This is a genomic window from Pseudomonas sp. GD04015, assembly GCF_029837675.1.
In the GTDB taxonomy this organism is placed as follows: Bacteria; Pseudomonadota; Gammaproteobacteria; order Pseudomonadales; family Pseudomonadaceae; genus Aquipseudomonas; species Aquipseudomonas paralcaligenes.
This window is the reverse complement of record NZ_JAOEEE010000035.1, coordinates 1-26,332: the sequence shown is the minus strand read 5'-3', so window position 1 is coordinate 26,332 and position 26,332 is coordinate 1. Positions and strand designations below refer to the sequence as shown.

At 69.9% G+C, this 26,332-nt stretch carries 27 protein-coding genes; 9 read left to right on the top strand and 18 right to left on the bottom strand.

Annotated features, from left to right (window positions below; translation table 11 throughout):
• Positions 1-109 precede the first annotated feature (109 nt).
• From N7640_RS21520 to N7640_RS21455, 14 genes are all read right to left on the bottom strand, one after another.
• Positions 110-619 (bottom strand): rhodanese-like domain-containing protein, encoded by a 510-nt coding sequence (locus N7640_RS21520; RefSeq protein ID WP_220812245.1) that lies wholly within the window; start codon positions 617-619, stop codon positions 110-112.
• Between the two features lie 261 nt (positions 620-880).
• The gene (locus N7640_RS21515; RefSeq protein WP_279902638.1) at positions 881-1,153 is read right to left on the bottom strand and encodes a gamma-butyrobetaine hydroxylase-like domain-containing protein; all 273 of its coding nucleotides are present in this window, start codon (positions 1,151-1,153) and stop codon (positions 881-883) included.
• Complete coding sequence (locus N7640_RS21510) at positions 1,150-2,118, bottom strand: HEAT repeat domain-containing protein (RefSeq protein WP_279902639.1); 969 nt, start codon at positions 2,116-2,118, stop codon at positions 1,150-1,152. The genes N7640_RS21515 and N7640_RS21510 overlap by 4 nt, the downstream gene beginning before the upstream one ends.
• Positions 2,115-2,972, bottom strand: a complete 858-nt coding sequence (locus N7640_RS21505) for an ABC transporter ATP-binding protein (RefSeq protein WP_279902640.1) — start codon at positions 2,970-2,972, stop codon at positions 2,115-2,117. Before N7640_RS21505 ends, N7640_RS21510 begins: the two co-directional genes overlap by 4 nt.
• Complete coding sequence (locus N7640_RS21500; RefSeq protein ID WP_279902641.1) at positions 2,969-3,748, bottom strand: ABC transporter permease; 780 nt, start codon at positions 3,746-3,748, stop codon at positions 2,969-2,971. The genes N7640_RS21505 and N7640_RS21500 overlap by 4 nt, the downstream gene beginning before the upstream one ends.
• 166 nt (positions 3,749-3,914) lie before the next feature.
• Positions 3,915-5,321: an ABC transporter substrate-binding protein gene (locus N7640_RS21495; protein ID WP_279902642.1), complete on the bottom strand. Its 1,407-nt coding sequence runs from the start codon at positions 5,319-5,321 to the stop codon at positions 3,915-3,917.
• 209 nt (positions 5,322-5,530) lie between these two features.
• A complete protein-coding gene (locus N7640_RS21490; protein WP_044463806.1) occupies positions 5,531-5,776 on the bottom strand; it encodes a ferredoxin family protein in 246 nt (81 codons plus the stop codon).
• Between the two features lie 119 nt (positions 5,777-5,895).
• On the bottom strand, positions 5,896-7,620 hold the full coding sequence (locus N7640_RS21485) for a fumarate reductase/succinate dehydrogenase flavoprotein subunit (protein WP_279902643.1): 1,725 nt from the start codon (positions 7,618-7,620) through the stop codon (positions 5,896-5,898).
• Positions 7,617-8,366 (bottom strand): GntR family transcriptional regulator, encoded by a 750-nt coding sequence (locus tag N7640_RS21480; protein ID WP_279902644.1) that lies wholly within the window; start codon positions 8,364-8,366, stop codon positions 7,617-7,619. The genes N7640_RS21485 and N7640_RS21480 overlap by 4 nt, the downstream gene beginning before the upstream one ends.
• A gap of 127 nt (positions 8,367-8,493) precedes the next feature.
• Positions 8,494-9,378 (bottom strand): ChaN family lipoprotein, encoded by an 885-nt coding sequence (locus N7640_RS21475; RefSeq protein WP_279902645.1) that lies wholly within the window; start codon positions 9,376-9,378, stop codon positions 8,494-8,496.
• A 20-nt stretch (positions 9,379-9,398) separates the two neighbouring features.
• Positions 9,399-10,166 carry a heme ABC transporter ATP-binding protein gene (locus N7640_RS21470; protein WP_279902646.1) on the bottom strand — a complete coding sequence of 256 codons (768 nt, stop codon included), beginning with the start codon at positions 10,164-10,166 and terminating at the stop codon, positions 9,399-9,401.
• Positions 10,166-11,149, bottom strand: a complete 984-nt coding sequence (locus tag N7640_RS21465; RefSeq protein ID WP_279902808.1) for an iron ABC transporter permease — start codon at positions 11,147-11,149, stop codon at positions 10,166-10,168. The genes N7640_RS21470 and N7640_RS21465 overlap by 1 nt, the downstream gene beginning before the upstream one ends.
• Positions 11,150-11,199: 50 nt before the next feature.
• The gene (locus tag N7640_RS21460) at positions 11,200-12,048 is read right to left on the bottom strand and encodes an ABC transporter substrate-binding protein (RefSeq protein WP_279902809.1); all 849 of its coding nucleotides are present in this window, start codon (positions 12,046-12,048) and stop codon (positions 11,200-11,202) included.
• A 37-nt stretch (positions 12,049-12,085) separates the two neighbouring features.
• A complete protein-coding gene (locus N7640_RS21455) occupies positions 12,086-13,147 on the bottom strand; it encodes a ChuX/HutX family heme-like substrate-binding protein (protein WP_279902647.1) in 1,062 nt (353 codons plus the stop codon).
• Positions 13,148-13,373: 226 nt separating this feature from the next.
• Between N7640_RS21455 and N7640_RS21450 the strand changes: the two genes are divergently transcribed.
• From N7640_RS21450 to N7640_RS21425, 6 genes are all read left to right on the top strand, one after another.
• Entirely contained in the window at positions 13,374-13,895 is a 522-nt protein-coding gene (locus tag N7640_RS21450; RefSeq protein WP_279902648.1) for an RNA polymerase sigma factor, read from the top strand.
• A gap of 61 nt (positions 13,896-13,956) precedes the next feature.
• On the top strand, positions 13,957-14,913 hold the full coding sequence (locus N7640_RS21445; protein ID WP_279902649.1) for a FecR domain-containing protein: 957 nt from the start codon (positions 13,957-13,959) through the stop codon (positions 14,911-14,913).
• Between the two features lie 216 nt (positions 14,914-15,129).
• Entirely contained in the window at positions 15,130-17,760 is a 2,631-nt protein-coding gene (locus N7640_RS21440; RefSeq protein WP_279902650.1) for a TonB-dependent receptor, read from the top strand.
• Positions 17,761-17,884: 124 nt separating this feature from the next.
• On the top strand, positions 17,885-18,466 hold the full coding sequence (locus tag N7640_RS21435) for a biliverdin-producing heme oxygenase (protein ID WP_279902651.1): 582 nt from the start codon (positions 17,885-17,887) through the stop codon (positions 18,464-18,466).
• Complete coding sequence (locus N7640_RS21430; protein ID WP_279902652.1) at positions 18,463-18,864, top strand: YbaN family protein; 402 nt, start codon at positions 18,463-18,465, stop codon at positions 18,862-18,864. Before N7640_RS21435 ends, N7640_RS21430 begins: the two co-directional genes overlap by 4 nt.
• A 221-nt stretch (positions 18,865-19,085) precedes the next feature.
• The gene (locus N7640_RS21425) at positions 19,086-19,403 is read left to right on the top strand and encodes a Rieske (2Fe-2S) protein (protein ID WP_279902653.1); all 318 of its coding nucleotides are present in this window, start codon (positions 19,086-19,088) and stop codon (positions 19,401-19,403) included.
• Position 19,404: 1 nt separating this feature from the next.
• Here the strand turns inward: N7640_RS21425 and N7640_RS21420 are convergent, their stop codons facing one another.
• Entirely contained in the window at positions 19,405-20,574 is a 1,170-nt protein-coding gene (locus tag N7640_RS21420) for an alkane 1-monooxygenase (protein ID WP_279902654.1), read from the bottom strand.
• Between the two features lie 32 nt (positions 20,575-20,606).
• The gene (locus N7640_RS21415) at positions 20,607-21,638 is read right to left on the bottom strand and encodes a 2Fe-2S iron-sulfur cluster binding domain-containing protein (protein WP_279902655.1); all 1,032 of its coding nucleotides are present in this window, start codon (positions 21,636-21,638) and stop codon (positions 20,607-20,609) included.
• Positions 21,639-21,772: 134 nt separating this feature from the next.
• On the opposite strand from N7640_RS21415, the gene N7640_RS21410 reads away from it, so the two are divergent.
• Positions 21,773-22,801 carry an AraC family transcriptional regulator gene (locus tag N7640_RS21410; protein WP_279902656.1) on the top strand — a complete coding sequence of 343 codons (1,029 nt, stop codon included), beginning with the start codon at positions 21,773-21,775 and terminating at the stop codon, positions 22,799-22,801.
• Here N7640_RS21410 and sfsA read toward each other — a convergent pair.
• Together sfsA and N7640_RS21400 are read right to left on the bottom strand one after the other, a co-directional pair.
• Positions 22,731-23,480, bottom strand: coding sequence for a DNA/RNA nuclease SfsA (gene sfsA / locus N7640_RS21405; protein ID WP_279902657.1), 750 nt, complete (start codon positions 23,478-23,480; stop codon positions 22,731-22,733). The genes N7640_RS21410 and sfsA overlap by 71 nt on opposite strands.
• On the bottom strand, positions 23,470-24,651 hold the full coding sequence (locus N7640_RS21400; protein WP_279902658.1) for a pyridoxal phosphate-dependent aminotransferase: 1,182 nt from the start codon (positions 24,649-24,651) through the stop codon (positions 23,470-23,472). The genes sfsA and N7640_RS21400 overlap by 11 nt, the downstream gene beginning before the upstream one ends.
• 198 nt (positions 24,652-24,849) lie before the next feature.
• On the opposite strand from N7640_RS21400, the gene dksA reads away from it, so the two are divergent.
• Together dksA and gluQRS are read left to right on the top strand one after the other, a co-directional pair.
• Positions 24,850-25,293, top strand: a complete 444-nt coding sequence (dksA, locus tag N7640_RS21395) for an RNA polymerase-binding protein DksA (protein ID WP_220812205.1) — start codon at positions 24,850-24,852, stop codon at positions 25,291-25,293.
• Between the two features lie 173 nt (positions 25,294-25,466).
• Positions 25,467-26,332, top strand: an 866-nt coding sequence (gene gluQRS / locus N7640_RS21390; RefSeq protein WP_279906232.1) for a tRNA glutamyl-Q(34) synthetase GluQRS, incomplete at its 3' end; no start/stop codon positions are given.

The following is a 26,332-nucleotide window of genomic DNA, read 5'->3' as shown; positions in this document are numbered from 1 at the left end:
GCGGACCGGGAAGCGACCTCCCCGGATGATCATCGGGCGCCGCGCCCGCACCGCCTCGCAGAGTTTGGGCCGCGACGGCTGGCGACAGGTTCCGGGCGCCTGCGCGCGCTCAGTCCTGCACCCACGGCAGGCCCCAGTGGCGCCAGCCGCCGGTATCGCCGCGCTGCCGCTGGCCGTCCAGGTCGCCCTCGAAGCCTTCCAGCACGTTGAACACCTGGGTGAAGCCGGCCTCGGTGGCGGCCCTGGCAGCGGCGGCCGAGCGCTTGCCGCTGCGGCACAGCAGCACCAGCACCTGGTCGCGGCCGGCCTTGTTCTCCAGTTCGCGCAGGAAGCGCGGGTTCTTGATCAGCGCCGGGCCGGTCTGCCAGGCGACGTGGGCACTGCCCGGCACGCGGCCGACGTACTTGAGTTCCTCGGCGGTGCGCACGTCCACCAGGGTGACGGCGCCGGCCTCGGCCAGGGCCCAGGCCTCCGGCGGGTACAGGCTGCCGGCGTAGGCGTTGCCCTGCTCGACGCCACGGGCGCGGCCGCGGGCCAGCAGCTCGCCGCTGGCGATCTCCAGCACGCTGCGCAGGCTGGCGGGACGAAGGGTGTTGGGGGTGATTTCTACAACCGGCATGGGCGAGTCCTCTAGTGGGCTAGTCGGGGTCGGCAGAAGGTCTGCACCGCCTCGTTGAGGGCTACTCTATGCCCGGCCTCATATAACTAAAAAATAATTAATAATTTTATTTATCAAACTTTATTGAATATAAGATTTCGTGGGGCATTCCCGGATTGCATCCGGGCTACGGCGGCGGTTTCAGCGTGTTGAACGCAACGCGGGTTTCACCCGCCCTACGCCGCGGACCGTAGGGCGGGTGAAACCCGCGAAGGCAACCATTCAAGCCAAGTCGCGCAGATAGCTCCAGGGATAGATGCCCTTGTCGTGGCCATCGCTGAACACCAGCTGCACGCCGTAGCCCTGCTGGCCGATGGCGCGCAGACGCACCTCGGCCGGCACCGCGTCGATGCGCCCGTGCAGGCGCGCGGCGCGACACTGCGAGCAGGGGCAGGCGGCACGCAGGCAGGCGTGGCTGAGCTGGCTGACCTGGCCGTCCGGCCATTCCAGGCGCAACTGGCCGGCGGCGCTGCGCAGGGCGCTGGGCGCGTTCATCGCGGCGTGCCCTGCAACTGGCCGAGAGCGATGCGCACGGCCTTGCGAACTTCGGGGTCGCCATCGTTCTCCGCCGCCTGTAGGGCCGGCAGCGCGGCCGGGTCGGCCAGCTCGCCAAGGGCCAGGGCCGCCTCCTTGCGCAGGTTGCTGATGCTGTGACCGAGCAGCTCGACCAGCGCGCTCAGCGCGCCGGCGAAACGCAGCTTGCCCAGCGCCCGGGCGGCGCGCAGGCGCACCTGCCAGTAGCCGTCGGCCAGGGCCTCGACCAGCGCCGGGCCGGCGTCGCTCTGGCCGACCTTGCCCAGGGTGGTGGCGGCCTCCTCGCGCACCTGCCATTCGCGGTCGCGCAGGGCCGCGCGCAGGGCCGGCAGCACGCTGGCGTCGCTGGCCAGGCCGAGGGCGCCGGTGGCGGCGCGGCGCACTTCGGTGTCCGGGTCGGTGCTGGCCAGGCTCGCCAGCGCCGGCAGTGCCTCGCCGCGCTTGAGCCAGCCGAGGATGCCGACCGCCTCGCGGCGGACGAAGGCATCGCCGTCGCCCAGCGCCGACAGGGCCAGCGGTGCCGCCTCGGCCAGGCGCAGTTCGCGCAGGGCGCGCAAGGCGCTGGCACGGACGAAGGCGTCGGCGTGGCCGACCCAGGGCAGGATCACCCGCCCCGCCTCGGCGCTCTTCAGTTCGGAGAGGCTCTGCGCGGCGGCGGCGCGCACCGCCTCGTCGGCGTCGGCCAGGGCGGCGCACAGGGCGGCCACCACCTCGGGTTCTTCCCAGGCCTCCAGCAGGCGCGCGGCCTCGGCGCGCACCTCGGCGTCCGGGTCGGCGGCCAGGGCGCGAGTCAGCCAGGGCAGGCCCTCGGGGTCTTCCAGGTCGGCCAGTTCGATCAGGGCGATGCGACGCACGCCGGCGTCGTCGGCCTCCAGGCGCGGCAGCAGGTCGAGGATGTCCGGGTTGTCAGTAGTGAGAGCAGTCATAGGGCGATTCGCAGTGGCGGATGTTCGGTAGTAGGCAGGCCCAGCGGGGTCAGGCGCGGCAGTTCGCGGCCGTCCTCGTGGCGCAGCAGTTCCAGGCAGTGGCGCTTGAGGTGGACGAAGCCGGGACTGGTCAGCAGGCCGGCGTTGCGCGGGCGCGGGAAGTCCAGACGCAGGTCTTCGATGAAGCGCCCCGGGCGCGGGCTCATCACCAGGATGCGGTCGGCGAGGAACAGCGCCTCGTCGATGTCGTGGGTGACGAACACGACCGTCGTGCGGATGCGCGTCCAGATGTCCAGCAGCAGCTCCTGCATGCGTGCGCGAGTCTGCGCATCCAAGGCGCCGAACGGCTCGTCCATCAGCAGCAGGCGCGGCCGGTTGATCAGCACGCGGGCGATCTCGGCGCGCTGCTGCATGCCTCCGGAGAGCTGGCTGGGCCAGCGCGCGGCGAAGTCCTGCAGGCCGACCAGACGCAGCATCTCGGCGGCCTGGCGGTGGCGCTCGGCCTTGCCGATTCCCTGCATCTTCAGGCCGAAGGCGACGTTGTCCAGCACGCTGCGCCAGGGCAGCAGGGTGTGGTGCTGGAACACCATGCCACGCTCCGGCGACGGCCCGGCTATCGGCGCGCCATCCACCAGCAGGCTGCCGCCGGCGGGCCGCAGGTGGCCGGCCAGGGCGCCGAGCAGGGTCGACTTGCCGCAGCCGGAGGGGCCGAGGATGCACACGAATTCGCCGGGCTCCACGGCGAAGTCCAGCGCCTGCACCGCCTCGAAGGCGTCGCGGCCCCGGCCGAGGCGGATGGACAGCTGGCGGCCATCGATGCGGCCGGGCTCGGGGGCTTTTTCGTAGACGCTCATCGCTGTGCTCCACTGCGGTACCAGGGCGTGGCCAGGCCGCCGAGGCGCTTGACCAGGCCGCTGCTGGCCATGCCGAGCAGGCCGATCAGCAGCATGCCGACGACGATGTCCGGGTAGTTCTGGATGGTGTAGGACTCCCAGGTGTAGTAGCCGATGCCGAACTGGCCGGAGATCATCTCGGCGGTGACCAGGCAGAACCACGAGGTGCCCATGCCGATGGCCAGGCCGGTGACGATGCTCGGCGCCGCGCCGGGAAGAATCACCTCACGCAGGATCGCCAGGCGCCCCGCGCCCAGGCTGCGCGCCGAGGCGATCAGGCGCGGGTCGACGCCCTCCACGCCGTGGATGGTGTTGAGCAGGATGGGGAACAGCGAGCCGGTGAAGGTGATGAACACCATCGACAGCTCCGACGACGGGAACATCAGGATGGCCAGGGGAATCCAGGCCACCGCGGGAATCGGCCGCAGCACTTCCAGCGGCGGCAGCAGGCTGTCCTCGGCCCATTTCGAGCGGCCGATGGCCAGGCCCAGCAGCACGCCGATCACGGCTGCGGCGAGGTAGCCGGCGAACACCCTGCCCAGGCTGCTGGTCAGATGCGCCAGCAACTGGCTGGACTGCAGCAGTTGCCAGGCCGCATCGAGCACCGCGCCGGGCGTGGGCACGTAGGTGAAGGTGAGCAGGCCCAGGTCCAGCCGCGCGGTGGCGGCCACCTGCCAGAACAGCAGGCAGGCGGCCAGCGAGGCTAGGCGCAGGGGCCAGCGGAATAAGTAGTTCATTGAAATCTCCAACCGTAACTCGAAGACATCAGGCACGAACTCAGGGCTTTGCTCCCCTCTCCCTCTGGGAGAGGGGCAGGGGGTGAGGGGCTAGCAGGCACCTGCGAGCCGCCTGTGGCCCCCTCACCCCAACCCTCTCCCGGAGGGAGAGGGAGCTGTCCGTCCATCAAAGGCTGGCGACGGCCTGCTGGTTGGCGCTGACGAAGTCCAGGGCGGTGCCGCCGTGCTGCTGGGCGTAGGCCTCGGCCTGGTCCTTGAGCAGGAAGGCGCTCAGCTCGCCCTTGCCGTTGCGCACGAACCAGGCCTGGTTGGCCAGCAGCTTGATCCCGCTGTCGGCGGCCTGGGCGTAGATGGCGCGGATGTCCTTGCCCTCCTCCTCCAGCGCGGCCAGGGCCTTGAGCGCGGCTTCCGGCGAGCTGTAGTGGCGCACCTTGTCCTCGCCGCGCACCCAGATCTGCGCCAGGCGCTTGAAATCGGTGATTGGCTGGCCGGTCAGTGCATCGCTGGCCTGCAGCGGCAGCGGCTGGTAGTCGGCCAGGGCCTTGTCGTAGTCCTTGCCGGCCTGCTTGAAGGCGGCGCGGATGTACTGGTCGTCGACGAACTGGTCCACGTCCAGGCCGCGGTCGGTCTTCTTCAGCAGCTTGAGGGTGTCGATGGAGGTGGCCAGTGCCTGGCGGTATTCCGGCTTCCAGGTCAGGTCGCGGGTCTGCAGGCCGAGCGGGCCGTGGAACAGGTAGTTCACCTCGGCCTCGATGCCGGTGACCTTCTCGATCAGCTCGCTGTATTTCTCAGGCTGTTCGGCGATCAGGCGGTCGGCCTCCAGGCTGGCGCGCAGGTAGGCGGTGACCACTTCCGGGTATTTCTTCGCATACTCGGCATCGACCAGCGCGCCGTGGAAGGTCGGCGCGTTGGCCTGGGAGCCGTCGTAGATCTTGCGGGCGAAGCCGCGATTGGGGAACAGCTCGGCGAACGGCACGAAGTCGGCGTGGGCCTCGATGCGGTTGCTGCGCAGGGCGGAACCGGCGATCTCCGGCGCCTGGGCGATGATGCGCACGTCCTTCTGCGGGTCCCAGCCCTGGGCGGCGACGGCGCGCAGCAGCATGCCGTGGGCGGTGGAGGCGAACGGCACGGAGATGGTCTTGCCCTTCAGCTCGGCCAGCGACTGCACGCTGGAGGACGCCGGCACCACGATGCCGTTGCCGCTGCCGCGGGTGCTGCCGGACAGCACGCTGAGGAACAGGCTGCGCTTGCCGGCGTCGAGGTGGGCGACGCCGTTGAACGAGCCGGGGAAGTCGGCCATGGCGCCGAAGTCCAGCTTGCCGGCGACCATCTCGTTGGTCAGCGGCGCGCCGCTGGTGAAGTTCTTCCACTCGATATCGTACTTCACGTCCTGGTACTTGCCGTCCTTCGGCAGGTACTTGTCGAGCAGGCCCAGCTCGCGGATGAGCAGGCCGCCGGTGGCGCAGTTGATGGTGGTGTCCTGGGTGCCGATGGCGATGCGGATGCTCTCGGCATCGGCATGAACGGTGGCGATGGCCAGGGCGAGGCCGGCCAGGGTGGTACGCAAGCGCATGGGATTGTCCCCTCGAATCGTAGTTATGGAATCGTCTCCGCCAGTCGGTCGGCCGGTGGGAAACGAGGGGTGTTGCATCAGGCGTCCGGCGGCGGGCCGGATGGCGTTTCTCTGGTCTCACCGTCATCCCCGCGCAGGCGGGGATCCACTGGGTCCCCGCCTGCGCGGGGATGACGGATGATCGTTCTGGAGTGATTCGTTCAACCGCTTCAACGCAGCAGGTAGGGGATTTCCACCTTCACCGCACCGGTCGGGCAGTCCTTCTCGCAGGGCATGCAGTACCAGCACTCGTCGAAGGCCATGTAGGCCTTCTGGGTGGCCGGGTTGATCGCCAGCAGGTCCATCGGGCAGACCTCGACGCACACGGTGCATCCCTTGTGGGCGATGCACTTGTCCTCGTCGACGGTCACCGGCGCGTTGCTGCGGAAGAAGATTTCCTGGGGCTGGTAGGCCATGTCACGGTTCCTCGGAGCCTCGTGGCCCTCTGCTGTCTCGAATGGCGGGAGCGGCTGGCGGTATTCCGCCTGGCGGCGAAAAGCTTCGCGGACAAGTCCGCTCCCACAGGTTTCCTGCCCTAGGCGGCGTCGCTGCGCACCCGCAGGCGCGCGTAGGCGTGCTGCTCCTCGTCGTCGAGCGGGATCAGGTAAGACTCGACGGGTTTCTTGAAGCTGGTCATGGCGCCGTCATCGCCTTTCTTCAGGTGGCAGTGGACGAACCACTCGGCGTCGTTGCGCTGCGGGTGGTCGACCCGGTGGTGGTACAGCCCCCAGCGGCTCTCGGCGCGGAACAGCGAGGCGCGCGCGGCCATCTCGGCGCAGTCGCGGATCACGCTGACTTCCAGGGCGCGCATCAGCTCGTGGGGGTTGCTGGCCTTGAGCTGGTCGAGGTCACGCTCGATGTCGGCGAAGCGGGTCAGGCCGATCTCCATCTTCTTGGTCACCTTGGGCGGCTGCAGGTAGTCGTTGACCATGCGCCGCAGCTTGTACTCGACCTGGGCCGGCGGCAGGCCGTGCTCGCGGTTGAGCGGCGCATAGACCCGCGCCCGCTCGCGCTCGACCTGCTGCGCGTCGACCTCGGTGAAGTCGCGCCCGGCGATGTACTCGGCGGCGTTGACCCCGGCGAACCAGCCGTAGGTGAAGGCGCCGAGCATGTAGTTGTGTGGCACCGCAGCCATGTCGCCGGCGGAGTACAGGCCCTTCACGCTGGTCTCGGCCTTCTCGTTGACCCACACGCCCGAGGCGCTGTGGCCGGAGCAGAAGCCGATCTCGGAGATGTGCATCTCGACCATCTGCGAGCGGTAGTCGGTGCCGCGGTTGGCGTGGAACTGGCCGCGGCTGGGGCGCTCGTTGCTATGCAGGATTTCCTCGATGTTCTGGATGGTCTCCTCGGCCAGATGGTCGAGCTTGAGGAACACCGGGCCGTTGCCGCCTTCGAGTTCCTGGTGGAACTCCCACATCATCTGCCCGGACCAGTAGTCGCACTCGATGAAACGCTCACCCTTATTGTTGGCGGTGTAGCCACCCAGCGGGCCGGTCACGTAGGCACAGGCCGGGCCGTTGTAGTCCTTGATCAGCGGGTTGATCTGGAAGCATTCCAGGTTCGCCAGCTCGGCGCCGGCGTGATAGGCCATGGCGTAGCCGTCGCCGGCGTTGGTCGGGTTCTCGTAGGTGCCCATCAGGTAGCCGGAGGACGGCAGGCCCAGGCGCCCGGCAGCGCCGCAGGCGAGGATCACCGCCTTGGCGCGGATCAGGTGGAAGTCCGCCGTGCGGCAGTCGAAGCCCATCACGCCGTTCACCGCGCCCTCGGCGTCGGTGAGCAGGCGGGTGGCGATAACCCGGTTGGTGATCTCCACCCGCGCGCGCTTGAGCTGGCGGTAGAGCACCTTCTTGATGTCGTGGCCCTCGGGCATGGGAAGCACGTAGGCGCCCATGTGGTGGACCTTCTTCACCGCGTAGTCGCCGGTCTCGTCCTTCTCGAATTTCACGCCCCAGCGGTCGAGCTGCTCGATGGTCTCGAAGCTCTTGGTGGCGTAGGCATACACCGCCGCCTGGTTGACGATGCCGTCGTTGGCGATGGTGATTTCCTTGGTGTACTGCTCCGGCGTGGCGTGGCCGGGGATCACCGCGTTATTGAGGCCGTCCATGCCCATGCTGATGGCGCCGCTGCGCTTGACGTTGGCCTTGTCCAGCAGCAGCACGCGCAGCTCGCGGTTGGCCTCCTTGGCCTTGATCGCGGCCATCGGGCCGGCGGTACCGCCGCCGATCACCACCAGGTCGTATTCGCGTTCGATCGTGTTCATGCGTGGGAGCCCTTCTGGCGGTCGATGCGCAGGCGGTACTGGAAGGCGTCGCCGCGGTAGTAGAGGTATTCGAAGTCCAGCGGCGTGCCGTCGGCGGCGTGGGTCAGGCGCTCGATGCGCATGATCGGCGCGCCCTCCTCCACATCCAGCGCGCGGGTCAGGTCGGCGTCGGCGAGCACCGCGTCGATGGCCAGGTCGGCGTGGCCGAGGGCGATGCCGCAGTCGTTCTCGATGATCAGGAAGATGTCGCGGGCCACCAGGTCGGCCTTCTCCAGCTTCTCGCCGACGGCACGCGGCACGTAGGTGACTTCCAGCGACACCGGTTCGCGATTGACCAGGCGCACGCGCTTGATCTCGCTGACCGGCGCGCCCTCCTCCAGCCCCAGCCGCTCGGCGACCCGGGCGCTGGCCGGCAGGTGTTTGAGGCCGATCAGGCGGTTGATCACCTCGTAGCCCATCTGCGACATGGATTCGGCCAGCCCCTGCAGGGTGCTGACGTTCTGGAACGCCTTGGGCTTGGCGACGAAGGTGCCCTTGCCGTGGATCTTGAAGATCAGCCCTTCCTTCTGCAGGTCGCCCAGCGCCTGGCGCACGGTGATGCGGCTGACGCCGAACGCCTGGCCCAGCTCGTTCTCCGAGGGCATGCGGCTGTGCGGCGGGTAGGTGCCGTCGAGGATGCGCCCGCGCAGCAGCTCCTTGAGCTGGCTGTACAGCGGCACGGGGGACAGGGGAAGCAGTTCGGCCATTGTTTTCTTCTCGCGCTCTCAACTTGTCATAACAAGATGTGACGAGAATATAGGAGATATAAGAACCTCAGAACAAATACGAATTTCGCATAACCATATATGCGTTCGGCCAGACGCTGGCGCCGTGCTAGCGACGCAGCCTGGCGCAGTGGTCCTCGGGCGGATTGGCGGCGGTGTACCAGACGTAGTCGGCGCTGCCCGGGGCCGGTTCGCGGCCGACCTCGGCGAAAATCAGCACGGCGTTGCCCTCGCCGGCGCCCAGGTCGCTCAGGTGCAGCGGCACGCCCAGGTCCCGGCGCACGTGGAAGGCGCCGGCCAGCAGCATGGCCGGTTGCGGCGCCTCGGCCAGGCGCCGGGCCATGCGCCGGTCGCGCTGCTGCTGCACGGCGAGCATCGCCGGGATCTGGCTGTCCGGCAGCAGGCCGCAGTGGGATTCGCGGATGTCCTGTTCCAGCTTCGCCTGCACCGCCGGCGCGCTGGAGGCCAGCCCCTCCAGCGCCGGGCGCTGGCGGTAGATATCCATGATCTCGGCCCGGTCCAGGTTGGCCGCCAGCAGCGGATAGGGCTGGCGCAACTGATACTGCACCAGCGCGCCGTACAGGCCCCAGTCCCAGCCGGCCTGCCAGTCCAGCGCGGCATAGGCATCGGCCGGCGGACGGCCGGCGCGGGTCTCGGCCTGGGCGCGGTCGACCGCCGCCTGCTGGCCCGGGCCGATCATCTCCATCAGCACGCTGCCCTGCGGGCGCCTGGCCGCCAGCTCGCGCGACAGCCAGAGCTGCAGGGCGTGGTGGTCGGGGTTGTCGTGCTGCTCGCCGACCAGCACCCGCGGCGCGGCGGCCAGGCGCTCGACCAGCTGTTCGGGGCTGATCCGCGCGCCGCTGGCCAGCTCGACGAGCTGGCCCAGCCGGGCATGGTCGCGGCCTTCCGGAGCGATCGGCGCCGGCGGCGGCAGCACGCCGCGGGACTGGCAGGCGGCCAGCAGGCAGAGGCAGCAGAGCAGAAGGATTCGCATGGGAGGCTCCCGAAGATTGTTCAGCGCGCCACGATCAGCGGGTGGCCACGCTCCGGATGACGCTGGATCAGCACGTCGAGGCCGAACACCTCGCGCAGGGGCTCGGCCTGCAGCACCTCGACCGGGCTGCCGAAGGCGTGGGCGCGGCCTTGCTGCAGCAGCAGGATGCGGTCGCAGTAGCGCGCCGCCAGGTTGAGGTCGTGGAGGATCACCAGCACCGCCGCGCCCTGGCCGGCGAAGTCGCGCACCGCCTGCAGGGTGGTGTGCTGGTGCAGCGGGTCGAGGGCGGAGGTCGGCTCGTCCAGCAGCAGCACCTGCCCTTCCCCGCCCGGCCACAGCTGCGCCAGCACCCGCGCCAGGTGCACGCGCTGGCGCTCGCCGCCGGACAGCGCCAGGTAGCTGCGCCCGCGCAGGTGCTCGGCATCCGCCGCGCGCAGGGCCGCGTCGACGATCTCGGCGTCGCGCTGGCGGCCGCTGGCGTGGGGCAGGCGGCCCATGCCGACCACGTCGACCACCGGGAAGGCGAAGCTCAGGGTCGAACTCTGCGGCAGCACCGCCAGGCGCCGCGCCCGTTCCTGGCCGGACCAGTCGCCAAGGGGCCGCTCGTCGAGCAGCACGCTGCCGGTGGCCGCGGCCAGCTCGCCGCACAGGGCGCCGAGCAGGGTGCTCTTGCCGGCGCCGTTGGGGCCGAGCACGCCGAGCACCTCGCCGGGCGTCAGGGCGAGGTCGATCCCTTCCAGCACCAGCGTGCGGCCGCGGCGCACGCTCAGCCCGTTCGCGCACAGCATCAGGTCCGCCCCCGCACCAGCAGATAGAGGAAGAACGGCGCCCCGATCAGCGCCGTGACGATGCCGATCGGCAGCTCGGCCGGGGCCAGCACCAGGCGCGCCGCCAGGTCGGCCAGCAGCAGCAGGCTGGCACCGGCCAGCAGCGACGCCGGCAGCAGCACCCGGTGGTCCGGCCCGACCAGCAGGCGCATCAGGTGCGGCACCACCAGGCCGATGAAGCCGATCAGCCCCGCCGCCGCCACGGCCGCGCCGACGCCCAGCGCCGTGCACAGCACCAGTTCGAGCTTGAGCCGCTCGACGTCGAAGCCCAGATGGCGGGCCTCCGATTCGCCGAGCAGCAGCGCGTTGAGCGCCGAGGCGCGGCGCGGCAGCCACAGGGCCACGCCGAGGGCTACCAGCAGCAGCGGCCACAGGCGCGGGTAGCTGGCGCCGTTGAGGCTGCCGAGGTTCCAGAAGGTCAGGCTGCGCAGGGTGGCGTCGTCGGCCAGGTAGGTGAACAGGCCGACGCCGGCGCCGGACATGGCGGTCAGCGCGACGCCGGCCAGCAGCATGGTGGCGACGTTGGTCTGCCCGTCGCGGCGGCCGAAGCGGTAGACCACGGCGGTCACCGCCAGGCCGCCGCCGAAGGCGCAGAGCGACAGCAGGTACGGCGCCCACAGCGGCGGCAGGCCGCCGATCAGGCTGCCGCCGACGATGGCGACCGCCGCGCCCAGCGCCGCCCCGCCGGAGACACCGACCAGGCCGGGGTCGGCCAGCGGGTTGCGGAACAGGCCCTGCATGGCCACCCCGGACAGCGCCAGCACCGCCCCCACGCACAGGCCGAGCAGGCTGCGCGGCAGGCGGATCTGGCCGAGGATCAGTTCGGCCTGCTGCAGGCCCTCGCCGCTAACGGGCAGGCCGAGCAGGCGCAGCGCAGCCATCAGGGTATCGCCCAGGGGCAGGCTGACCGGCCCCAAGGCCAGCGACAGCCAGAACGCGAGCAGCAGGAGGACGCCCAGTGCCAGCAGCAACGGGCGCGGTCGGAACAGCGGATTCATCGGTCCTCGGTGGTCAGGGCCTTTGCCGCAGGATAAAAGGCCGCCGACAGCTCGGCCAGCCCTTCCGGCAGGCGCGGGCCGAGGCCGCCGACCAGCAGGGTCGGGTCGAGGCTGAGCAGGCGGCCGTCGCGCCCCGCGCTGGTCTGCGCGATCACCGGGTTGTGCTGCAGCAGCGCCGCGTGCGCGGCATCGCCCTGCAGGGTGCGGTCGGCGAAGATCACCACCTGCGGGTCCATCGCCAGCAGCGCCTCGCTGGAGATCGGCTTGTAGCCGTCGTGTTCGGTGCGGCTCTCGCCGCCGGCCCGCTCGATCAGCCACACGGCCAGGCTGTCCTTGCCGGCGGCCAGGGTGTTGCTGCCGGCGTGGCCCAGCAGCATCAGCACCCGCGGCGCGTCCTGAGTCTTCCGTGCCTGGGCGACCCAGTCGGCCTGGCGCTGCAGGCGCTGGCGGTAGTCGGCCACCCGCTCGCGCGCCCGTTCCGGCTCGCCCAGCAGTTCGCCGAGGCGCAGCACGTTGCCTTCCAGCGTTTCCAGGTCGGCGGTGGCCGGCAGCGTCTCGATGCGGATGCCGGCCGCCCTGATCTGGGCGATCACCGGCGGCGGGCCCATTTCTTCCGTGCCGATCAGGATGTCCGGGCGCAGGGACAGCACGCCCTCCGCCGACAGCGCGCGCTGGTAGCCGACGCTCGGCAGCTCACGCAGCGATGCGGGATGCTGACTGGTGGTGTCGACGCCCACCAGGCGGCTCTCGCCGCCCAGCGCGACGACCCATTCGCTCAGCGAGCCGCCGGAACTGACCCAGCGCTGCGGCAGATCATCGGCGGCGGCGGCGTGGCTGAACAGCATGCTGCTGCTCAGCAGAACGGCTTTGATCAGACGCATATCAGGCCTCCAGAGCCAGGGTGGACTCGGCCAGCTCGCGCCAGTCGGCGCGCTCCGGCACGCCCGGCTTGCGCGCGCCGAACAGCTGCACCACCAGCTCGCCGTCGGCGTCAAACGCCTCATAGCTGGTGATGATGCCGTCGCTGCTGGGCTTGCGCACGCGCCACAGCTCGCTGACGCCGCCGGTCTTCAGGTGCAGGTTGAATTCGGGGTCGAGCACGTTGAACCAGTCGCCCATCCAGCGCAGGTTGTGCACCGGGCCGGTGTGGATCTGGATGCAGTGCGGGTTGCCGACGAACACCATGATCGGCACCTGGCGCGCCGCCGCTTCCTCGAACAGGCCGGTCAGGCCGGCCGTGGCCAGCGGCTCGGCCCACTCGCGGCCGGCCAGGCGCAGGGCCTGGGTACGCGCCACGTCGTGGCGCCGGAGCATGGCGTGGAAGTGGTGGGTGTCCTGCAGTTGTGCCCAGTCGGCGCGCAGGGCGGCGGCGTCCACCTCGGCATCGGCGCGGGGCGCCTTGCGTTCGGTCGGCGCACGCAGGTCCAGCTCGGCGCTCTGCCCGGCCGCGCGGAAGCGCTCGACCAGCGGCGCCCAGGCGTCGGTTTCACTCTTGTCGGTCAGGTAGACCTTGTGCACGGCGACGCCCTGCCGGTCGAACACCTGGATGCTGCGCAGCACGCCGCGCTCGGTGGCTTCGGCGACGGCGAACACGCTGGCCCAACCGGCCAGGAACAGGCGCAGGTCGATGTCGGCGGACACCACCAGCCCCATCGCACCGTTGGGGGTGAGCGACACCTCGCGGTAGAAGCCCTTGCGCTCGTGCACGCAGTGCTCGTTGCGGGTCAGCGCCATGATGTAGCCCAGCTCGCCCAACGCCGGCAGCAGTGCGGCCCATTCCGGGCGCAGGCGGACGGCGTCCGCGCCCAGGCGGCTGGCCGTCAGCTCGGCCTCGCTGACGCCGAGGCGGGCGGCGGCATCGCGGGCGCGCAGGCCGGGCTGCTCGCCGCGCAGGCGCTGCCAGTCCCGGTACAGCTCGGAAACGGCGGGAGTCGGAGTGGTCATGACGTACCTCGCGAAGGGTTCGAAGCGGCACAGAGCATATCAACAAGCGCCGGACAAATAGCTTTGAGAATTATTTTTATTTAAGGCGAATCATCCTTCAACCGAGGCGTGGCAAGCCCCGGCCCGCCCGAACACAGGGCACGAGGCCGAATGCCAGGCCGGGCGGGGTTGTGCCGGTACGCCACACCGAACAATAATAATTATCATTTTGTCCGAGATGGATGTTGTGAGCAGTTCCAACCTCGATACGGTGTTTCTCGCCCAACGCACGCCGCTGCTGCGCACGCTGGCGAGAATGGTGAAAAACCCCAGCATCGCCGAAGAGCTGGTCCAGGAAACCTACCTGCGCGTGGCGCGCACCCTGCTGCAGCGCAAGGTGGAGCACCTCGAACCCTTCCTGTTCCAGACCGGACGCAACCTCGCCCTCGATCACCTGCGCCACCTGCGCATGCAGTCGCGCACCCTGATGGAGGACATCTCCGACGAGGAGCTGCAGGCGGTGCCCTCCGGCGCGCCCTCCGCCGAGGAGGGGCTGCACGCCGAGCAGCTGCTCGAACGCCTGGGCTCCACCGTGGAGCGCCTGACCCCGCGCCAGCAGCAGATTTTCATCCTCAGCCGGCTGAACGGCTGCGGCTACGCCGAGATCGCCGAGCAGCTGGACGTGTCGGCGAGCACGGTGCAGAAGGAGCTGAAGCTGATCATGGCCATCTGCATCGACGTGCTGGATCGTCTGGAAGAAACCAGGTGACAGGCTACCCATCCGCCGGGCGCTGGACGACAATGAGCGTCCCCGCCCCGAGGACTCCCGCGTGACCGCTTCATCCCAGCAACCGACAGCCGACTCGCAACGCCTCTCGGAAGCGTTGGACTGGCTGATCCGGCTGGACGATGCCGATGCAAACACCCGCGCCGCCTTCGACGCCTGGCTGCAGGCCAGCGAGGACAACGCCCGCGCCTACCAGCGGGCCAGCCGGATGTGGGGCTCGCCACTGCTCAACGTGGCCGCCGCCGGCCTGCAGCAGCAGGGCCAGCGGAAGCGGCGCCAGCGCCGCCGGCTGGCGCGCCGCGCCGCGGCCTCCGCGGCCGGCCTGCTGCTCGCCATCGCCGCGGTGCTGCAGAGCGACCTGCCGCAACGCCTGCAGGCCGACCACGTCACCGCCGTCGGCCAGCGCCAGCAACTTCAGCTGGCCGACGGCTCGCGCGTGCTGCTGAACACCGACACCGCCCTCGCCAGCCGGATGGACGACTACCGGCGCAGCACCCGCCTGCTCTATGGCGAGGCCTACTTCGACGTCGCCCACGACCGCAGCCGCCCGTTCGAGGTGGACGCCGGCCCGGTGCAGGTCAGCGTGCGCGGCACCGCCTTCGCCGTGCGCTATCTGAACGACGAGGCCGAGGTCAGCGTGGAGCGCGGCGAGGTGGACCTGCGCACCCGGCGCAACGACTCCAGCGTGATCCTCGGCGCCGGCGACAGCATCCGCATCGGCCCCGACGGCTTCGGCGCGCGCACCCACACCACGCGCGCCCAGCCCCAGCTGGCCTGGGTGCAGGGCCGCCTGGTGTTCGAGAACTGCCCACTCGGCGAGGTGCTCGCCGAACTGCGCCGCTACTACCCGGGCTGGATCATCAGCACCGACGAGCGCCTGGCGGCGCTCAACGTCACCGGCAACTACCGGCTGGACGATCCCCTCGGCGCGATGCGCTCGCTGGCCCAGGTCACCTCCTCGCGCCTGCACGAACTGCCGCGCGTGCTGATCCTCGACTGAGCAACGCCTGGAACCCGGCGGTGCGCACGGCGCACCCTACCCCGCACCCGCACCCGCACCCGCACCCGCACCGTAGGGTGCGCCGCGCGCACCGGCTCCCCCCATGCCCACCACCACAAGTTTTTTTACGCGATCCCGCGGGCTCGTTCGTTTCGTCAAATGCCAATGCTATTAATTCGCATTTCAGCGACGAATACTGACCAGAAGAGAGCTCCGATGAACGTCTCCTCCCGACGCTCCACCCTCGATCGCCTGCGTGCCCCGGCAGAGCTGCCCCTGCGGGCCCTGTCCCTGCTCACCCTGTCCATCGCCCTGGCCTCGGCGCCCGTCGGCGTGGCCAGCGCCGCCGAGGGCAGCGCCCAGACCCAGGCCGGCTTCCGCTTCGACATCCAGCGCCAGCCGCTGAGCGCCGCGCTCAACGCCTTCAGCGACGTTACCGGCTGGCAGGTCGGCCTGCAGGCGGACCTGGCCGACAACGTCACCTCGCCCGGCGTCTCCGGCAACCTCTCCGCCGAACAGGCGTTGCGTCGCCTGCTGGCCGGCAGCGGCCTGGTGTTCGTCCAGGTCGGGCCGCACAACGTCGTACTGCAGCGCGCCAGCCAGTCGCGGGCCATGGAACTGCAGCCGCAGACCATCACCGCCACCCGCCGCGCCCAGAACGTCGACGAGGTGCCGAGCACGGTCAGCGTGCGCGGCCGCACCGAGCTGGACCGCAACAACGTCAACAGCATCAAGCAGCTGGTGCGCGACGAGCCGGGCGTCTCCGTCGGTGGCGCGGGCCAGCGCGCCGGCATCACCGGCTACAACATCCGCGGCATCGACGGCGACCGGGTGCTGACCCAGATCGACGGCGTGGAAATCCCCAACAGTTTCTTCTACGGCCCCTACGCCCAGACCCACCGCAACTACGTCGATCCGGAGATCGTCAAGCGCGTGGAAATCCTTCGCGGCCCGGCCTCCGCCCTGTACGGCAGCAACGCCATCGGCGGCGCGGTCAGCTACTTCACCCTGGACGCCGACGACATCCTCCGCGAAGGCCGCGACGCCGGCGCCCGCCTGAAGGCCGGCTACAGCTCCGCCGACGACAGCTGGCTCACCTCGGCCACCGTCGCCGGCCGCCACGAGGCCTTCGACGCCCTGCTGCACCTGTCCCAGCGCAACGGCCACGAGACCGAGTCCTACGGCAGCACCGGCGGCACCGGTCTGGACCGTACCGAGGCCAACCCGGAAGACGTGCGCACCACCAACCTGCTGGCCAAGCTGGGCTGGGACTACAACGACAGCGACCGCCTGCAGCTGACCTACGAGAAGTACGAGGACGACCGCGACACCGACCAGCTCAGCGCGGTCGGCGGCCCGTTCAACGCGCCCACCCCCGGGGTCGGCTCCGGCTACTACCGGGACCGCAGCGGCAACGACACCATCACCCGCGAGCGCTTCGGCCTGGAGCACCGCCTGGCGCTGGACAGCCTGCTGGCCGACAACCTGAAGTGGAGCCTGAACTACCAGATCGCCAAGACCGACCAGAGCACCCGCGAGCACTACGTGCCGGCCAACCCCTTCACCGGCATCGCCAGCCGCGACGTGATGCGCTTCCGCGACACCTACTACAAGGACCGCCAGTGGGTGCTCGACGCCCAGCTGGACAAGGCCTTTGCCCTCGGCGCGACCGACCACCTGCTGACCTACGGCCTCAACCTCAAGCGCCAGGAAGTCACCGGCCAGCGCTCCGGCAAGGGCGTCTGCCTGCGCGTGTTGAGCGCCGCCTGCCCCGCCGTCGGCGCGATCAGCAGCAACGCCTCCGACACCATCGCCACCCAGAGCGACTTCCCGGACCCGACCATCCACGTCTACGGCCTGTACCTGCAGGACGAGATCCGCTGGAACCAGTGGACCTTCCTGCCGGGCCTGCGCTACGACTACACCCGCCTGAGCCCCGAGCTGACCGACGAGTTCCTCGCCAACATCAACGGCACCAACGTGACCGGCTACAGCGACGACGACAAGACCTGGCACCGGGTCTCGCCCAAGCTCGGCGTCACCTACGCCTTCGACGACCACTACACTTGGTTCGGCCAGTACGCCGAGGGCTTCCGCACGCCGACCGCCAAGGCGCTGTACGGCCGCTTCGAGAACCTGGCAGGCGGCTACACCGTCGAACCCAATCCCGACCTCGAACCGGAGAAGAGCCGCGGCCTGGAAACCGGCCTGCGCGGCAACTTCGAAGGCGGCAGCTTCGGCCTGACCGCGTTCTACAACGAGTACCGCGACTTCATCGACGAAGACCAGCTGCAGGCCAACTCCGGCAGCCTCGAGTTCCAGAGCCGCAACATCCGCCACGCCAGCATCCGTGGCGTGGAGGCCCGTGGCCGCCTGGACCTGGCCCTGCCCGGCCTCTATGCACAAGGCAGCATCGCCTACGCCCGCGGCCGCAACGACGACAACGGCGAGCCGCTGAACAGCGTCAACCCGCTGACCGGCGTGTTCGGCCTGGGCTACGAGCAGGAGCGCTTCGGCGGCCTGCTGAACTGGACCCTGGTCAAGCGCAAGACGCGCATCGACAGCACCAGCTTCAACGCACCGGACGGCACCAGCCGCCAGTTCGCCAGCCCCGGCTTCGGCATCCTCGACCTCACCGGCTACTACCGCCTGACCGACGACCTGACCCTCAACGCCGGCCTCTACAACCTGACCGACAAGCAGTACTGGCTGTGGGACGACGTGCGCGGCTACGCCAGCGTCGGCGAGAGCGGCCTGGGCGAGGCGGCGGTGACCGCGCCGGCCAACCTAGAGCGCCTGACTCAGCCAGGCCGCAACTTCGCCATCAATCTGGTGTGGGACATCTGATCCCGGCGTGAAACCCGTCCCGCCCCGGCAGCGCCCGCCGCCGGGGCGGGACGGCGTCCTTTACGTTATCCGCCGCCTCGTTCGTCTCGTCTTTCTGACACCCTCCGATCAAAGGACTCCCAGCATGAGCACGCTGCGCTCCCAGCGCCTCAACCAGGCGACCCACGCGCCCCACGAACGACTCGACAGCGCCGTCAAGGCGCACGACCCGTTCGCCAGCCGCGAGAACTTCACCCCCTTCGTGCAGGCCCAGTACCTGTTCCAGTCCGAACTGCAGGCGCTCTACCAGGACGCCGAGCTGATCGCCCTCTTCCCCGACCTGGCCGCCCGCTGCCGCGCCCGCCAGGCCGAAGCCGACCTCGGTGACCTGGGCGCCGCGATCCCGGCCCCGGTGCCCGGCGCACCCGCCGGCCTGTCCCGCGCCGAGGCCCTGGGCTGGCTGTTCGTCTCCGAGGGCTCCAAGCTCGGCGCCGCCTTCCTGATCAAGCGGGTCGCCGCCCTGGGCCTGAGCGAGACCTTCGGTGCCCGCCACCTGGGCGAACCGGAAGGCGGCCGCGCCGCCGGCTGGAAGCTGTTCACCCAGACCCTCGATGCGCTGCCGCTGAGCGAAGAAGAAGACCGTGCGGCGGAAGCCGGCGCCCTGGCCGCCTTCGAACGCTTCGGCGTGCTGCTGCAGCACAGCTACGCGCTGGCCGAGGCCGCTTGAGTCCCACGCCCCGCTCGCGGCCGGTCCGCCTGCTGTATGCCCTGCTGGCCTACACCTCCCTCGGTGTGGGCCTGGTCGGGCTGGTCCTGCCGGGGCTACCGACCACCGAGTTCGTGCTGCTCGCCGCCTGGGCCGCCTCGCGTAGCTCGCCCCGGCTGAGCCGCTGGCTGGAGAACCACCGCCTGTTCGGCCCGATCCTGGCCAACTGGCGCAACGGCAAGGCCGTCGCCCGCCGCGCCAAGGTCGCCGCCAGCCTGTCGATGCTCGCGGCGCTGGCGATCATGCTGATCACCCTGCCCCACGGCTACTGGCTGTACGCGGTGATCGCCGGGATGGCGGTCGGCAACCTGTGGATCTGGTCACGCCCGGACAGCACCCCCGCCCCGCGCGACGCCTGACATCGCTGCGCGCCTGACGGATAATCCCCGCCCTGTCCCAATCGAATGTTGCTGGCGAGTCCCGAGCCCCTGTGGGAGCGGACTTGTCCGCGAAGCTTTTCTGTCAGCCCCGTTCGCGGACAAGTCCGCTCCCACAGGGGCTTGTGCTCACCAACGGCCGTTGACTCGGACCTAGCCATTCCTTTCATGAAAAGCACTACGCCCCGGCACGGAGGCTCCTCATGATTCGCCTGTGCGCCCCGGAAGAGCTGGCCGAAGGCCGCAGCCGGGGCTTTTCCGTTCAGGGCCGCAAGCTGCTGGCGGTGCGCCGCGACGGCCGGCCCTATGTCTACCTGAACAGCTGCCCCCATCGCGGCCTGGCGCTGGAATGGCGCGAGGACGACTTCCTCGACGCCAGCGGCAGCCTGATCCGCTGCGCCCACCACGGCGCGCTGTTCCTCATCGAAGACGGCGAGTGCGTGACCGGCCCGTGCGCCGGTGAAAGGCTGCAGGCCCTGCCCGTGCGCGAGGACGACCAGGGCCTGTGGCTGCTCGACTGAATCAGCCCCTGCCGGCCCGCCGCAGCGCGGCGATGCCGCTGCGCGCGTTGGCCTGGGCGGCCAGGGCCAGCTCCTCGGCACTGGCGAAGTCGCGGTCCCAGGCCAGCACCTTGGGCGTCATCAGCCGGTGCCAGAGCGGCGGGATCATCGCCACGAGGATGGTGGTGAGATAACCGCCGATCATCATCGGCGCGTCCGGGAAAGGACGCAGGTCCTGGTAGGGCACCTCGCCCTGGGCGTGGTGGTGCGAGTGGCGGGTCAGGTTGAACATGGTCCACGAGCTGATCCGCCGGTTGGTGTTCCAGGAATGGCGCGGCTGCACCGGCGTAGCCGGGTTGCGCACCATGCCGTAGTGCTCCATGTAGTTGACGATCTCCAGCAGCGCCTTGCCCCACAGCGCGCAGGCGACGAAGAACAGGGCGGCCCCGACACCCCCGATGGCGTAGGCGGCGGCGACCAGCAGGACGCTCATCAGGTGGCCGCGCAGCACCGCGTTGTGCCAGCCGAAGCGGCTCTGCCCCTTGCGCGCCAGGCGCTTGCTCTCGATTTTCCAGGCGCTGAGGTTGCCCCTCGCGGTCGAGGCCAGGATGTGCCAGTAGACGTTGCGACCGCGCGGCGCGGTGGCCGGGTCCTCGGTGGTCGACACATAGCGGTGGTGGCCGTAGACGTGCTCGATGGAGAACACCGTGTCGAAGCTGAACGCCAGCAGCCAGCGGCCGATCAGCATGGACACCGGGTCCCAGGTGCGGTGGGTCAGCTCGTGGGCGGTGATGGTCCCGATCATGCCGATCATCAGGCCGGTGAGCAGCCAGGTGGAGACGTGGTGGCCGGCGGCGGTCGCGTCGCGGGCGGCGAGCAGGTCGTGGCCGGTCAGCCGGCCGAGCGCGGCGCCGAAGCCTAGGAAGTCGCCGGTGCTCACGCTCCACAGCGCCGCGAAGACGATGCCGGCCAGCAGCGGCAGGGCCAGCCACAGCTGGAAGGTGAGGATGCCGGGGTACTCGAAGCGCGGCGTGCTGGTGTCGTCGCCGCAGACCGCGTCGCCGATCAGGTAGATGGCCAGCACGCCGAGCAGGCCGAAGGTGACCCAGGCGCCGCCGGCCAGGATGGCGACGACGGCCAGCAGGCCGATGGCGTGGAACAGGAAGAATTTCAGGTAATGCAGCGCGTTCATGGTCGCCTCGCGTGTTGTTGTGATGTCCGGGCTCATGCGGCCGCCAGCGGGCCGTGTCGGGTAATGAAGCGGTCGGCGTGGATGTGTTCGTGGGCCACGCCGCGCTCGCGCAACAGCGCCACCGCGCTGTCGATCATGGCCGGCGGTCCGCACAGGTAGGCGTGGGCGCCATCCTCCAGCCATGCGGGGATGTGCTCGGTGATCCAGCCCCGCGCGCCCTGCCAGTCGGCGTCGGCGGCGGCCTCGGACAGCACCGGCAGGAAACGGAACGGCGCGCGCCACTGCGCCGCCAGGGCGTCGATGGCTTCCAGGCAGTAGAGGTCGCGCGCCTCGCGGGCGCCGAACAGCAGGCTGACCGGGCGACCGGCGCCGGCGGCCAGGGCCTCCTCGAGCAGCGCCAGGATCGGCGCCAGCCCGCTACCGCCGGCCACCAGCAGCAGCGGCGCCTCGGCCGGGCGCAGGTGGAAGTCGCCCAGCGGCCCCTCCAGCGTCGCGCCCAGGCCCAGCAGCGACTGACCGTCGACCAGGCCGGTGAGGCGCCCGCCCGGCACCTTGCGGATGAAGAACTCGACCTTGGCGTCCGGCCGCGGGCGGCAGGCGAAGGAGAAACTGCGCGCATGCGCCGGCAGCGCGTCGAGACCGAGTTCGGCGTACTGGCCGGCCTTGTACGGCAGGCTCTCTTCGAGCTGGATCACCAGCCGGGTGATGTCGTGGGTCAGCCGCTCCTGCGCCACCACCCGGCCGCGCACCTGGCGCCGCGCCTGGGCGCGGGACAGGTCGACCTCGATGCGCACGTCGCCCCTGGGCAGGCTCTGGCAGGCGAGGATGTAGCCGGCGTCGAGTTCCTCGTCGGAGAGGATGTAGCCGGTCTCGGTGAGTTCACGCACCTGGCCGGCGACCAGCCGGCACTTGCAGCTGGCGCAACCGCCGACCCGGCAGCTGTGGGGAAAGTCGATGCCCTGGCGCAGGGCGGCCTGCAACAGGGTCTCGCGCGGCTCGACCACGACCGCCGTGCCGTTGATCAGCGCCGTGGCAGCACGGCGCCTGGCGAAGAAAGAGAACATGGGGGCTCCGCAGGGGTGGTGGATGACGCCACCATCCTCGGCCAACCCGGGCCCCGGGCGAGAGGTTGCGGGTTGACAATAAACAGGTCATTTATTGACACTTTTCACCCCTCACACCCCAGCTGGAACCGTCCATGGTCGACTTCACCCTGCCCGTGCAGTACCTGCGGCAGATCGCCGAGCAGCTGCGCGCCATGGGCGTGGCGCCCGAAGACTGGCTGGCACGCAGCCAGCTGAGCCCGCGCCGGCTCGACGAACCCGGCTTCCAGCCGGACTTCGCCGTGTTCCGCCAACTGATCGAGGACGCCCTGGCGCTGACCGGCGAACCGGCGTTCGGCCTGCTGATCGGCGAGCGGCTGGTGGTCAACACCCACGGCATCCTCGGCTTCGCCGCGCTGCAGAGCGAGTCGCCGCGCCAGGCACTGCACCTGCTGCAACGCTACCTGGCGCTGCGCACCACGCTGTTCGACCTGGAGCACGAACACGATGCGGCAGCCGGGCTGGAACACATCCGCTTCCGCGCCAACTACGCCCTGGGCGCCAGCGAGCGTCCGCTGCAGGAAGCGGTGATGCTGGCCATCAAGCACGTGTTCGACGCCATCACCCTGGGCACCGCTCGCCCGCGCCGGGTGTGCTTCCCCTGCCCGCAGCCGGACTACGCCGCGCTGGCCGCCGAGATGTTCGGCTGCGAAATCGCCTACGACCAGCCCTGGGCCGGCTTCACCCTGGACACGGCGCTGCTCGACATGCCGCTGAAGATGGCCGACCCGGCCGCCTTCCGCGAGGCCGAGCAGATCTGCCGGCGCGAACTGGCCAAGCTGGAGGAAAAGACCTCGATGAACGCCCGCGTGCGCCGGGTGATGCTGGAGAAGCAGCACGGCTTCCCCAGCCTCAACGTCACCGCGCGCCTGTTCCACCTGACCCCGCGCACCCTGCACCGGCGCCTGCTGGCCGAGGGCACCTCGTTCAAACAGATTCTCGAAGAGGTGCGCCACACTCTGGCGGTGGAACACCTGAAGGCCGGGCACCTGACGGTGGAGGAGATCGCCGGTACCCTGGGCTACACCGACCAGGCCAACTTCCGCCGCGCCTTCAAGCGCTGGGAAGGGGTGCCGCCGTCGGCCTATCGCCAGCGGACGCTGCCAGGCGCAGCCGACGATTGAGCCAGACGCCCTCGGGGCTGACATCGGCGCCGTAGGCCAGCACCTCGACGCCCGCCGCCATCGCCTCGTCCAGGGCGGCCGCGTAGACCGGGTCGATCTCCCCGGCGACACGCACCGCGTCGACCCCGCTCAGGTTCACGCAGTACAGCAGCACGGCGCGCGCGCCCTGCCGCGCCAGCGCCGCCAGCTCGCGCAGGTGCTTGGCGCCGCGCGCGGTCACCGCGTCGGGAAAGGCGGCGACGCGGGAGTCGGCGAAGCCCAGGGTCACGCTCTTCACTTCCAGCATCACCGCGCCGGAGGCGTAGTCCAGGCGGAAATCCGCGCGGCTGCCCTCGCTGCCGTAGGCCACCTCGCGGCGCAGGCCGGTGAAGCCGGCGAGTTCGCTGACGATCCCGGCGCGCAGCGCCTCTTCCACCAGGGCGTTGGCCCGGCCGGTGTTGAGGCAGGCCAGGCGCCCGTGCGGGGTCTCGCCCAGCTCCCAGGTGCCCGGCAGCTTGCGCTTGGGATCGTCGGAACGGCTGAACCAGACCCGGCAGCCCTCGCTCATGCAGTTGAGCATGGAGCCGGTGTTCGGACAGTGGATGGTCAGCGCCTCGCCGTTCACCGTCTCGATGTCGGCCAGGAAGCGCTTGTAGCGGCGCAGCAGGCGCCCCTCCTCCAGCGGCGGATCAAAGCGCATCGGGGTTCCACGTCTTCAGGCCGCGGGCGATGCGCTCCACCGCCTGCTCCAGGCGCTCGACGCTCTGCGTGTAGGCGAAGCGCACGTGCTGGCCGGCTAGGTGGCGGCCGAAGTCCAGGCCCGGGGTGAAGGCCAGGTGCTCGGTCTCGATGAAGTGCCGGCAGAAGGCGAAGGCGTCGCCACCGAAGGCCGAGATGTCCGCATATAAATAGAAGGCGCCCTCCGGCTCCACCGCGATGCGGAAGCCCAGCTCGCGCAGGGCCGGCAGCAGGTAGTCGCGGCGCCGCTGGAACTCGTGGCGGCGCTCCTCGAAGATCGCCAGGCTGGCCGGCTCAAAGCAGGCCAGCGCGGCATGCTGGGCCATGGAGGGCGCGCTGATGTAGAGGTTCTGCGCCAGCTTCTCCAACTCCGGCACCGCGCCCTGGGGCGCCACCAGCCAACCCAGGCGCCAGCCGGTCATGCCGAAATATTTGGAGAAACTGTTGAGCACGAAGGCGTCGTCGTCCACCTCCAGCACGCTGGCCGCGTCCGTGCCGTAGGTCAGGCCGTGGTAGATCTCGTCCACCACCAGATGACCGCCGCGCGCCTTGAGCGTGGCCGACAGCGCCGCCAGTTCGTCGCGCTGCAGCAGGGTGCCGGTGGGGTTGGCCGGCGAGGCGACCAGGGCGCCAACGCTGTCCGCATCCCAGTGCCGCTCCACCAGCTGCGGGGTGAGCTGGTAACGGCTCTCGGGGCCGACCGGCACCAGCTGCGCGGCACCCTCCACCAGGCGCAGGAAGTGGCGGTTGCACGGGTAGCCGGGGTCGGCCAGCAGCCAGTGTCGGCCCGGATCGACCAGCAGGCTGGCGGCCAGCAGCAGCGCCCCCGAACCACCGGGAGTAATCAGGATGCGTTCGGGGTCGATATCCAGACCGTAGCGGCTGGCGTAGAAACCGGCGATGGCCTGGCGCAGCTGGGGAATGCCACGCGCCGCGGTGTAGCGGGTATGCCCGGCGGCCAGCGCGGCCTGTCCGGCGCGCACGATGGGCTCGGCGGTGGTGAAATCCGGCTCGCCGATCTCCAGGTGAATCACGTCATGGCCGGCGGCCTGCAACTCGTTGGCCCGTGCCAGCAGCGCCATGACGTGGAAGGGTTCGATGGCGCGGCTACGTGCGCTGAAGGGCTGGGCCATATGGCCTTCCTTAATTGGATAAAAGGGGGGATTCTAACCAACTGCCCCCGATGCTTGTAGGAAGCGTGACAACCGGGAGTGGCATCGCCCGAATCGATCTGGTAAGTTCGCCGGCTTGCAGCCGCAGGCCCGGCGTCACTTGCCGGCAAAGGAACCGATCCTGCGCATTGGATCAGAGAGAGTGAGAGGCGGTCATCCATGCCCACCAAAGCGAAAGAGAACAGCAACCAGCTGGTTCGTGGCTTCGAACCCTACAAAGAGAAGAAGGGCGAGGAATACATGAGCGAGCCGATGCGGGCTCACTTCACCGGCATCCTCAACAAGTGGAAGCTGGAACTGATGCAGGAAGTCGACCGCACCGTGCACCACATGCAGGACGAGGCGGCCAACTTCCCCGATCCGGCCGACCGCGCCAGCCAGGAAGAAGAATTCAGCCTGGAACTGCGTGCCCGCGACCGCGAGCGCAAGCTGATCAAGAAGATCGACGAGACCCTGCAGCTGATCGAGGACAACGAGTACGGCTGGTGCGACTCCTGCGGCGTGGAAATCGGCATCCGCCGCCTGGAAGCCCGCCCCACCGCGACCCTGTGCATCGACTGCAAGACCCTCGCGGAAATCAAGGAAAAGCAGCTCGGTTCCTGAGTTGCACGACGGGGCGCCACGGCGCCCCGTTCTGTTTCTGCCCCGGCTTCGCAACCGCTTCTTAGGAGCGAGCCCGGCTCGCGAAGCCTGCCGTGTTTCCCGCGTTCGCGAGCAGAACTAGCTCCTACAGGGTCGGATGGCCAACGACTGACCATCGCTCCAGCCCCGCGCCAATGAACAGTTCCTACATCGGACGCTTCGCCCCCACCCCCAGCGGCTACCTGCACTTCGGTTCGCTGGTCGCCGCCCTCGCCTCCTACCTGGACGCCCGCCACGTCGGCGGCCGGTGGTTGCTGCGCATGGAAGATCTCGACCCGCCGCGCGAGATGCCCGGCGCCCAGGACGCCATCCTGCGCAGCCTGGAGACCTACGGCTTCGAGTGGGACGGCGAACTGGTCCGGCAGAGCGAGCGCCACGCCGAATACGCCGCGCTGATCGAGCGCCTGTTCGCCCAGGGCCTGGCCTATGCCTGCACCTGCTCGCGCAAGCAGCTGGAAGGCTGCGGTGGCATCTACCCGGGCACCTGCCGCAACGCCGGCCATGCCGACCACGACGCCGCCATCCGCCTGCGCGTGCCAGAACTGGAGTACCGCTTCGTCGACCGCGTTCAGGGCGAGTTCCGCCAGCACCTGGGCCGCGAGGTCGGCGACTTCGTGATCCGCCGCCGCGACGGCCTGTTCGCCTACCAGCTGGCGGTGGTGCTGGACGACGCCTGGCAGGGCGTGACCGACGTGGTGCGCGGCGCCGACCTGCTCGACTCCACGCCGCGCCAGCTGTACCTGCAGGAACTGCTCGGCCTGCCGCAGCCGCGCTACCTGCACGTGCCGCTGATCATCCAGCCGGACGGCCACAAGCTGGGCAAGCGCTACCGCTCGCCGCCGCTGCCGGCGGACCAGGCCGCGCCGCTGCTGGCCCGCGCCCTGCGCGCCCTCGGCCAGCAACCGCCGGCCGAACTGGCCGCCGCCACGCCGCGCGAGGCGCTGGCCTGGGGCATCGCCCACTGGGACGCCACGCGCATCCCGCGCAGCCGCACCCTGGC

What these genes read in the sequence shown, in the direction of transcription:
- N7640_RS21490 (WP_044463806.1), bottom strand. Translation starts at nt 5,776, where the DNA reads ATGGCCTACCAGCCCCAGGAAATCTTCTTCCGCAGCAACGCGCCGGTG.
- N7640_RS21420 (WP_279902654.1), bottom strand. Translation starts at nt 20,574, where the DNA reads ATGAACGCGCTGCATTACCTGAAATTCTTCCTGTTCCACGCCATCGGC.
- N7640_RS21400 (WP_279902658.1), bottom strand. Translation starts at nt 24,651, where the DNA reads ATGGCCCAGCCCTTCAGCGCACGTAGCCGCGCCATCGAACCCTTCCAC.
- N7640_RS21440 (WP_279902650.1), top strand. Translation starts at nt 15,130, where the DNA reads ATGAACGTCTCCTCCCGACGCTCCACCCTCGATCGCCTGCGTGCCCCG.
- N7640_RS21500 (WP_279902641.1), bottom strand. Translation starts at nt 3,748, where the DNA reads ATGAACTACTTATTCCGCTGGCCCCTGCGCCTAGCCTCGCTGGCCGCC.
- N7640_RS21485 (WP_279902643.1), bottom strand. Translation starts at nt 7,620, where the DNA reads ATGAACACGATCGAACGCGAATACGACCTGGTGGTGATCGGCGGCGGT.
- N7640_RS21505 (WP_279902640.1), bottom strand. Translation starts at nt 2,972, where the DNA reads ATGAGCGTCTACGAAAAAGCCCCCGAGCCCGGCCGCATCGATGGCCGC.
- N7640_RS21515 (WP_279902638.1), bottom strand. Translation starts at nt 1,153, where the DNA reads ATGAACGCGCCCAGCGCCCTGCGCAGCGCCGCCGGCCAGTTGCGCCTG.
- N7640_RS21425 (WP_279902653.1), top strand. Translation starts at nt 19,086, where the DNA reads ATGATTCGCCTGTGCGCCCCGGAAGAGCTGGCCGAAGGCCGCAGCCGG.
- N7640_RS21470 (WP_279902646.1), bottom strand. Translation starts at nt 10,166, where the DNA reads ATGCTGTGCGCGAACGGGCTGAGCGTGCGCCGCGGCCGCACGCTGGTG.
- N7640_RS21495 (WP_279902642.1), bottom strand. Translation starts at nt 5,321, where the DNA reads ATGCGCTTGCGTACCACCCTGGCCGGCCTCGCCCTGGCCATCGCCACC.
- N7640_RS21455 (WP_279902647.1), bottom strand. Translation starts at nt 13,147, where the DNA reads ATGACCACTCCGACTCCCGCCGTTTCCGAGCTGTACCGGGACTGGCAG.
- N7640_RS21510 (WP_279902639.1), bottom strand. Translation starts at nt 2,118, where the DNA reads ATGACTGCTCTCACTACTGACAACCCGGACATCCTCGACCTGCTGCCG.
- N7640_RS21435 (WP_279902651.1), top strand. Translation starts at nt 17,885, where the DNA reads ATGAGCACGCTGCGCTCCCAGCGCCTCAACCAGGCGACCCACGCGCCC.
- N7640_RS21475 (WP_279902645.1), bottom strand. Translation starts at nt 9,378, where the DNA reads ATGCGAATCCTTCTGCTCTGCTGCCTCTGCCTGCTGGCCGCCTGCCAG.
- N7640_RS21480 (WP_279902644.1), bottom strand. Translation starts at nt 8,366, where the DNA reads ATGGCCGAACTGCTTCCCCTGTCCCCCGTGCCGCTGTACAGCCAGCTC.
- sfsA (WP_279902657.1), bottom strand. Translation starts at nt 23,480, where the DNA reads ATGCGCTTTGATCCGCCGCTGGAGGAGGGGCGCCTGCTGCGCCGCTAC.
- dksA (WP_220812205.1), top strand. Translation starts at nt 24,850, where the DNA reads ATGCCCACCAAAGCGAAAGAGAACAGCAACCAGCTGGTTCGTGGCTTC.
- N7640_RS21460 (WP_279902809.1), bottom strand. Translation starts at nt 12,048, where the DNA reads ATGCTGTTCAGCCACGCCGCCGCCGCCGATGATCTGCCGCAGCGCTGG.
- N7640_RS21415 (WP_279902655.1), bottom strand. Translation starts at nt 21,638, where the DNA reads ATGTTCTCTTTCTTCGCCAGGCGCCGTGCTGCCACGGCGCTGATCAAC.
- N7640_RS21410 (WP_279902656.1), top strand. Translation starts at nt 21,773, where the DNA reads ATGGTCGACTTCACCCTGCCCGTGCAGTACCTGCGGCAGATCGCCGAG.
- N7640_RS21520 (WP_220812245.1), bottom strand. Translation starts at nt 619, where the DNA reads ATGCCGGTTGTAGAAATCACCCCCAACACCCTTCGTCCCGCCAGCCTG.